Here is a 6,302-nt window from a genome sequence, read left to right on the forward strand (position 1 = left end):
TCAGAGCGGTCGCCGACGATCCCCTCTTGGCCGCGGGAACAATGCGCAAGCAGAGCGACAAGATTTCCTTGACATCCGCTCGACATGAAAGCCGCGTCTTCCTTGCCCAACATTTCGGCAGCCAACGCTTCCAGTCGGTTTAACGTCGGGTCTTCGCCGTAACCGGCATCGCCAACTTCCGCGCTAACATCGCGCGACGCATCTCCAGGGTGGGGAGGGTTACAGTGTCGCTGAGTAGATCGATCATAGTCTCTTCCTGAGGCGGTTAGTGATCCCTGTTGGCCCAACGCAGCTTCGCCGCCGTTTCCTAGAATCCAGCGACCGATCCTGGAGGCGGTGTCCGCGATCCTACGGACAAAACCAAAACGACACTTCGACGGGCTTGTTCCCACAAACTGGCGTATCGAGGCGAGAGATTTGCGCCAAAATGCCCACGCGACTGAAATGTCTACCACGCAAAGTGGTGCGGTTTGAAATGTCGTCAGTAAACCGGATGCGACCAGATTGGAGGCGTGGCGCATGTTCAGCGTGCCGTAGCCGGTTTAGTTGGAATTCGGCGGACCAGCCTGAGAGCCTGACTCGAAACTCGGTTACGTGCGAGGTGGAGCTGGGCGGCGGCGGAGCATGAGGCGGATGGAAGCGATGAATATCCACGCCTCGGCGCTTGCGATAGTTGCCTCGAAGTCCTTGGCGAGCCGGCGACAACGTCCGAGCCAGGCGAAAGTTCGCTCGACAACCCATCGTCGCGGCAGAACCTCGAAGCCCGCCGGTCGACAATGCGTCGGGCCACCGATTTGAGGAGGTCCGAATGCGGGATCGTGTCGAAGTATTTCGACAAATCGGCGTCCACCACGTCAGTATAGCCCCGGCAGATCAGCCGGTGCGTTTCCTTGACCGCGTCGCGTGCACTGCGACGTGGTCGGTAGCCATAAGCGCTGTCCTCGAAGTCCGCCTCGAATATCGGTTCCAGCACCAGCTTGGCGGCGGTCTGAACCACCCGATCCCGAATGGTCGGGATGAACTGGGAGGCATGCCGTTCTGGCGTATGAACGTAGATATCAGGATAGGGGATAATGCGGTCGTCAGGCAGGAAGGTCGTTGCGTGCGCCGACGGAGAGTCAACCATTCGTCCGATCCAAAGCGGCAACTCGATATCTTGGAACACCACAAGTGCCTGCACAGTATAAAATGACAATGCATCATATCCGCTTAAGTAGTATATGTTAGCAGATTCCTAATAACGAGAACTTCTAGCTCTTCATGTAGCATTTTTTTCTTTTACACGACGTATACGAGACGTATATTCAGATTTAGAAAACAATATATCCATATCTTCACCTATTTTCAATACGAAAAAGATCTGTTATACATAACATTATTAATTTAGTCGAGTTTTCTTTCTTGAATCGACGCTTTTCCCTCAACTGATCTACACCTGAAGCCGCACTTCAGAATTTGACGGTTGAAGCGCTCACTGTCGAACAAAAAAGGTTCCGTGCCAAAGCTGTTTCTCGACATCAGGTCTGCATGCTGTGCAACAGTTTTTCTTACAGGAGAGGCAATCGCGTCACTCTATTATCGCGGCCGCGCCATTGGAAGAGCTCGAAAGCATCTTCAGCACGTCCTCTCGGGTCAACCAAACGAGCCAATCGTCATCGTATATTCCCTGCGCGGGCAAACGCAGGATTGCCCCATGTGGCTCTTTGTGCAGATAGCCGTTGCGATCTGCTATGCCTTTTTCAATGTTCCAGCCAGCAACCAGCGCGTAAATGAAATCCGGCGTCCATTTAGCCCAGGCCAGTCCAAATGCGATCCGACCAAGAGAGGCCAGGAGACCGCGTCCTCTAAAATCTTCCCTCAGCCAGAGGTCGCCGCGATAAGCTACAAGCCCGGTTATGCTGCGAGCAGTGGGCGCTTCGCAGCTGCACGAGGAACCAGGCGCCGCCTTGAGATCAGGGTCTGCGAAGTAGGCTCTTAGTGTCCCAAGGTACTCAGCAAGGCTTGTGTTGGACAATTCATCTAAACGCATTGCCTGGACATGCGCTACCCTTCCCTCCCGATCCCGCCCGATGATCCAAAAAGCCTTTCCATGTGTAAGATCAGAATACTCTGGGTGGAAATTTGGATAGGTTGGGTACTTTCCGGGAAGTCTGCCGGTAATCCTGACATACTCCTCAAAATCGTCTCCCATCGTAATGTGGAGACCGGATTTGTGCGCCAGTTCGAACGCTGCACAGATGAATTTCGAAACGTCCAACGTCGTCACGTTATCCCACATGCCGATACATCCTGATAGCTAAAGCGGAGCGCTTTCTAAAGTGGTCGAACGGGGATCGATACCGCTGCTTTTGGTAGTTGACATAACTTTTATGACCCAGGATTCGTCTAACAGGCTTCTCTCTGATTGGGGTCTTTGAGGTCAAGCTCCTCCTGATATTTTTCCGGACCATGTCACCCCGCGGGTCACTCGCTTCTCTTCGCGGTCGACGTTAGGCCGCGCCTAATCGCGGTGGCAGAGTTAAGTATCTTTGTGAGGCGGGTATGCCGGGTGCAGGCGTTCGGCTTCGAGCTCGCTGAGATGTCCCTGCCTGAACGTGGGCAGAGCCATTCCGCTTGTTGGGGTGCACCGCTGGGCTCAGCAGAGTGCGTCGTCAACATTCGAAGGCTCCTCCCGCGAAGCCCCATCATGCGGCGACCGATGTCGACCGCGAAGACGACCGTCTGGCTTGGTCTGATGACCCGCCGCTGCCAATCAGGAGAGGTCAATTATGACGGCCACATATCCCGGCGTGACCATCGTCATTTGCGCGGATTTCTCTACGAAGCCGCCACGGTGATGCTGACCCGCAGCCGCCACTGACATGCAGTTCGTAAGACTTGCGCCGTAGATGCGCCCAACATCCTGCGAGTTTGATCGTTTCGTTGCTGCTGGCTCGCGCCTTGCTCAGATTGGTATAGGCCGAGTAGCCATCCACTTGCAGGATGCCACTGAATCCGGCGAGGTGACGCGCTACGCACTCGGCGCCCCTGCTGTCCTCAAAACGATAGGCAACCATGGGCGGACTGGTTCCACCGTATGGTCAATCATCGCGCGCATAGGCCCATAACCAGGCTTTCATGGTCTGCCGGCTCCTGGGACAAGGGTCGGCAAGGTCGTTTCGTCGGCGAAGATCCTTTCGCCCTCCTTGATGCGCTCGAGGATGTAGTCGGCGAGCATCTGCAATTCGAAGCCCAGATGCCCCATCCACTGCGCCATCAACGACCGGCTGACCTCGACGCCATCGCGCAGATAGATGGCCTCCTGCCGGTAAAGCGGAAGACCGTCGGCGTATTTCGACACGGCGACATAGGCAAGCAGCCGCTCCGTCGGCAGGCCGCTTTCGACGATATGCGCCGGCGCCAGCGCCTGGACCACACCGTCACGATCCCTGAAGGCATATTTGGGACGACGCGTTACGATGACCCGGAACTTCGGCGGCACGACGTCCAGCCGCTCGGACCGATCCTCGCCGATCAGAACCCTTTCCGGCCCCGCGCAGTCGGCTGGGATTTCCGGCTCGACAACTTCCTCGATGCGTTCGAGATGAGCGGCAAAGCCCTTGCGCGGACGCGGGGCACGCTTCGGCTTGTCCTTGATCGCGCGATCGAGTTCGCTCTGGATCGCCGAAAGGCCGGTCGCGACCTCCTCGAAGGCAAAAGAAGCCTGCTCGTCGTTGATTGACAGGCGCAGCCGCTCGGAACGCTTGCCGAAATGCGCACGCTCCAGCACCTTCACGATCGACGTGAGGTTGGCGATCCGCTCGTTGGGGCTTTTGTCGACGGCCGTCAGCCGGGCGGGCCTCCGCCGTCGCTGCTGCAAGCTGGGCTTCGTTTGCAGCCCGCTCGCTGGCCATCGCGAGGACCATCGCCTTCAGCGTATCGACGTCGTCCGGCAGGTCAGGAGAGGACAGAACCATGGAGGGAGATAGAGCACAAAAACAGCCGCTTTCCCAACAATTACAACACCATGATTCATCTTGCCGCAGGCCGATTTCAGCCCGTCGACAACGGCCGCCTAACCTTGGCCGGGCGGATCTTTTTCCAATCCAGACCAGGCAGAAGCGCCATCAATTGAGAATGGTCCAGGCGCATCCGCGCCGCCGATAGCGCCGGCCAGCCGAAGCTGTGCTCTTCCGGGATTTTCGAGTAAAGGCAGACCCCGCTGCCGTCCCACCACACGATGCGAACCCGGTCCGCTCGCTTCGAGCGGAACACGTGAAGCGCTCCTGAGAACGGGTCGAGGCCGCCATCCCTGACCAGAGCCATCAACGATGCGGCTTCCTTGCGGAAGTCGACCGGCTGACACGACACGTAAACCACAACCCCGGAGGCGATCATGCCTTGCGCACCGCGCGCATGATCTTGACCAGGCGATCGGGATCCCTGAGATCGCGCTTGCTCAGATCCGCTCGGCCTGCGCGGCTTGCCGCGCGGTGTAGTGTGGATGGATGCCGTTACGGCACTCACAGCGATCTAAGGACAGCCGTGAGGGCGCTTGATCTGCCTTATATCGCTGGCATTCTGCCGAACGCCACGGTCTGGGCGCCCGGCACGGGACCCTTGCCGCCCAAAACGTCGACGCCGGGCCGCGGGCGGCCGATAAAGCGTTTACGCCGCGATGCATTGCATCAGCCGGTCACGGTCAAGGGCCTCGCCTTCAGCCTCCCAGCCAAGGCGTTGCGCACGATCACCTGGCCGCGAGGGCACCAACTTGCCACTCAGATCGCGCTTTGCGCGGCTGCGTGAGCGCATCGCCCAGCGCGATTTCGAGCTCAGCAAGCCCTGGCCGCAGGAATGGGTTCTGATCGAATGGCCCAAGGGGGAGAAGGAGCCGACAAAGTACTGGCTTTCCAGCTAACCGGATGACATCGGCTTCACCCGCCTTGTTGATCTGGCCAAATTGCGCTGGAGATCGAACGCGATTATCAGGAGCTCAAGCAGGAACTGGGCTCGGGCATATTGAAGGGCGCGGCTGGCGCGGCTTCCATCATCACGCCACGCTCTGCATCGCCGCCTACGGATTCCTCATCTCCGAAGGGAGACGATTACCCCTCAGCAGCACGTGCCGCCGCACTCACAAAAGTGCCTCGCCTTTCACATCCGTCCGTCAGTGGATCATCAATTTGGTCGGGCTGACGAAGGCTAACAATGTTGATAGTCTCGTTCATGGCTGCTTCGCAGCGGGGCGCGCAAATTGCTTGCGCGGGCGGTGGAGATGGAGGCCGATGACTTCATTGCCGCGATGAAGGGATTGAAGTTTGCCGACCAGAAGCCAAGCGCGCCATCGCCGACGGCAATATCAGGCGCGATCTTCAGGCCAGTCTTTCCCTGCACTAGGCACCAACCCTGCTGGGTGCACAGGACAGCCAACGTCCTGAACAAGGTGCCACTCTCGGTGCAGGCCAACATGAAGACGGATTTGCGCGAGATTTACGGCGCGCCGACACGAGCCCTCGCCGAAATGGCGATCGATATGTTCGCCGAGAAATACGGCGCGAAATATGACAAGGCGCTCGACTGCCTGACCAAGGACTGGGATCATCTGCGAACGTCGAATCCGATCGAGAGCGTCGTTGCCATGTTCGCTACCGCACGGTGCGCACGAAAGGCTCTTTGTCGTCGAAAACCGCCAGGCTGATGGTCTTCAAGCTCGTCATGGCCGCCGCCAAATCCTAGCGAAGATTGAAGGGACAAAATCAGTTGCCCAAACTGCTCGCACGTGCCAGGTTCCAAGACGGGATCGAAGCCGCTAGATCAACCTCGTTACCCAAAGTCCGTCATCGCTCGTCTCGGCGCGCGCGTCAGCGAAAATGCCTTGGCACATCTCCCTAGCCTTCGCTTGCCGCCCGGCCCGAGGTCGCACTGGTATCCAATTGGCTTAGCTCGGCAGTAAACAAATTTAAAATATCTTCACAACCGCAAATCGCTGACAATGTTACCTTCACGGCAAGGTCTGAGGAGGCACGGCTGGACAATTTGATGCCGGTAACGCTCAGACCACCGCGTAGCACGCAACGGAGGTCAAGGGCGATGGTAATGGCGAAAAGAGCGTTCATCTTGCTTGAAGGCAGCACAAGGGGTGATGGTCTCCTATACGTCCAGGCGGCCCGGCGCCTTGGCCTTCATCCAATTACTCTGTCGGCTGATCCAGCTCAGTACGACTATCTTGCGGCGGAAGGAAATGAGGCAATCCAAGTCGACCCAGAAAACCTCGATGCGCTGATCCGAGAATGTTACCGGCTGCGTGCGACCTATGATATCGC

At 57.8% G+C, this 6,302-nt stretch carries 4 protein-coding genes and 7 pseudogenes; 5 read left to right on the plus strand and 6 right to left on the minus strand.

The window, feature by feature from the left end; all coding sequences use genetic code 11:
* From RFM98_RS30905 to RFM98_RS30920, 4 genes and pseudogenes are all read right to left on the minus strand, one after another.
* Positions 1 to 521, minus strand: a 521-nt coding sequence (locus RFM98_RS30905; RefSeq protein ID WP_320312263.1) for a beta-eliminating lyase-related protein, incomplete at its 3' end; no start/stop codon positions are given.
* Positions 522 to 590: 69 nt separating this feature from the next.
* Positions 591 to 764 (minus strand): annotated as a pseudogene (locus RFM98_RS30910) (transposase); the annotation flags it as partial.
* Positions 765 to 826: 62 nt separating this feature from the next.
* Positions 827 to 1,126 (minus strand): annotated as a pseudogene (locus RFM98_RS30915) (hypothetical protein); the annotation flags it as partial.
* A 441-nt stretch (positions 1,127 to 1,567) separates the two neighbouring features.
* Positions 1,568 to 2,278, minus strand: coding sequence for a hypothetical protein (locus tag RFM98_RS30920; protein WP_320312264.1), 711 nt, complete (start codon positions 2,276 to 2,278; stop codon positions 1,568 to 1,570).
* A gap of 444 nt (positions 2,279 to 2,722) precedes the next feature.
* Between RFM98_RS30920 and RFM98_RS30925 the strand changes: the two are divergent.
* Positions 2,723 to 2,854 (plus strand): annotated as a pseudogene (locus tag RFM98_RS30925) (transposase); the annotation flags it as partial.
* 1 nt (position 2,855) lies between these two features.
* Here the strand turns inward: RFM98_RS30925 and tnpC are convergent.
* Positions 2,856 to 3,956 (minus strand): annotated as a pseudogene (gene tnpC, locus RFM98_RS30930) (IS66 family transposase); the annotation flags it as partial.
* A 76-nt stretch (positions 3,957 to 4,032) separates the two neighbouring features.
* Complete coding sequence (gene tnpB, locus RFM98_RS30935) at positions 4,033 to 4,377, minus strand: IS66 family insertion sequence element accessory protein TnpB (RefSeq protein ID WP_320312265.1); 345 nt, start codon at positions 4,375 to 4,377, stop codon at positions 4,033 to 4,035.
* A gap of 18 nt (positions 4,378 to 4,395) precedes the next feature.
* Between tnpB and RFM98_RS31505 the strand changes: the two genes are divergently transcribed.
* The 4 genes and pseudogenes from RFM98_RS31505 to RFM98_RS30950 form a co-directional block, all read left to right on the plus strand.
* Positions 4,396 to 4,785: a transposase gene (locus tag RFM98_RS31505; protein WP_430682396.1), complete on the plus strand. Its 390-nt coding sequence runs from the start codon at positions 4,396 to 4,398 to the stop codon at positions 4,783 to 4,785.
* Positions 4,742 to 5,075: pseudogene (locus RFM98_RS31510) on the plus strand (IS701 family transposase); the annotation flags it as partial. The gene RFM98_RS31505 and the pseudogene RFM98_RS31510, both read left to right, overlap by 44 nt.
* A 284-nt stretch (positions 5,076 to 5,359) precedes the next feature.
* Positions 5,360 to 5,871: pseudogene (locus tag RFM98_RS30945) on the plus strand (transposase); the annotation flags it as partial.
* A 204-nt stretch (positions 5,872 to 6,075) separates the two neighbouring features.
* Positions 6,076 to 6,302: pseudogene (locus tag RFM98_RS30950) on the plus strand (ATP-grasp domain-containing protein); the annotation flags it as partial.

Origin of the sequence: Mesorhizobium australafricanum, from assembly GCF_033977265.1 — a bacterium.
Lineage (GTDB): Bacteria > Pseudomonadota > Alphaproteobacteria > Rhizobiales > Rhizobiaceae > Mesorhizobium > Mesorhizobium australafricanum.

Excerpts from the sequence above, each read along its gene's own strand:
- RFM98_RS30920 (WP_320312264.1), bottom strand. The coding sequence starts at position 2,278 with ATGTGGGATAACGTGACGACGTTGGACGTTTCGAAATTCATCTGTGCA.
- tnpB (WP_320312265.1), bottom strand. The coding sequence starts at position 4,377 with ATGATCGCCTCCGGGGTTGTGGTTTACGTGTCGTGTCAGCCGGTCGAC.
- RFM98_RS31505 (WP_430682396.1), top strand. The coding sequence starts at position 4,396 with ATGATCTTGACCAGGCGATCGGGATCCCTGAGATCGCGCTTGCTCAGA.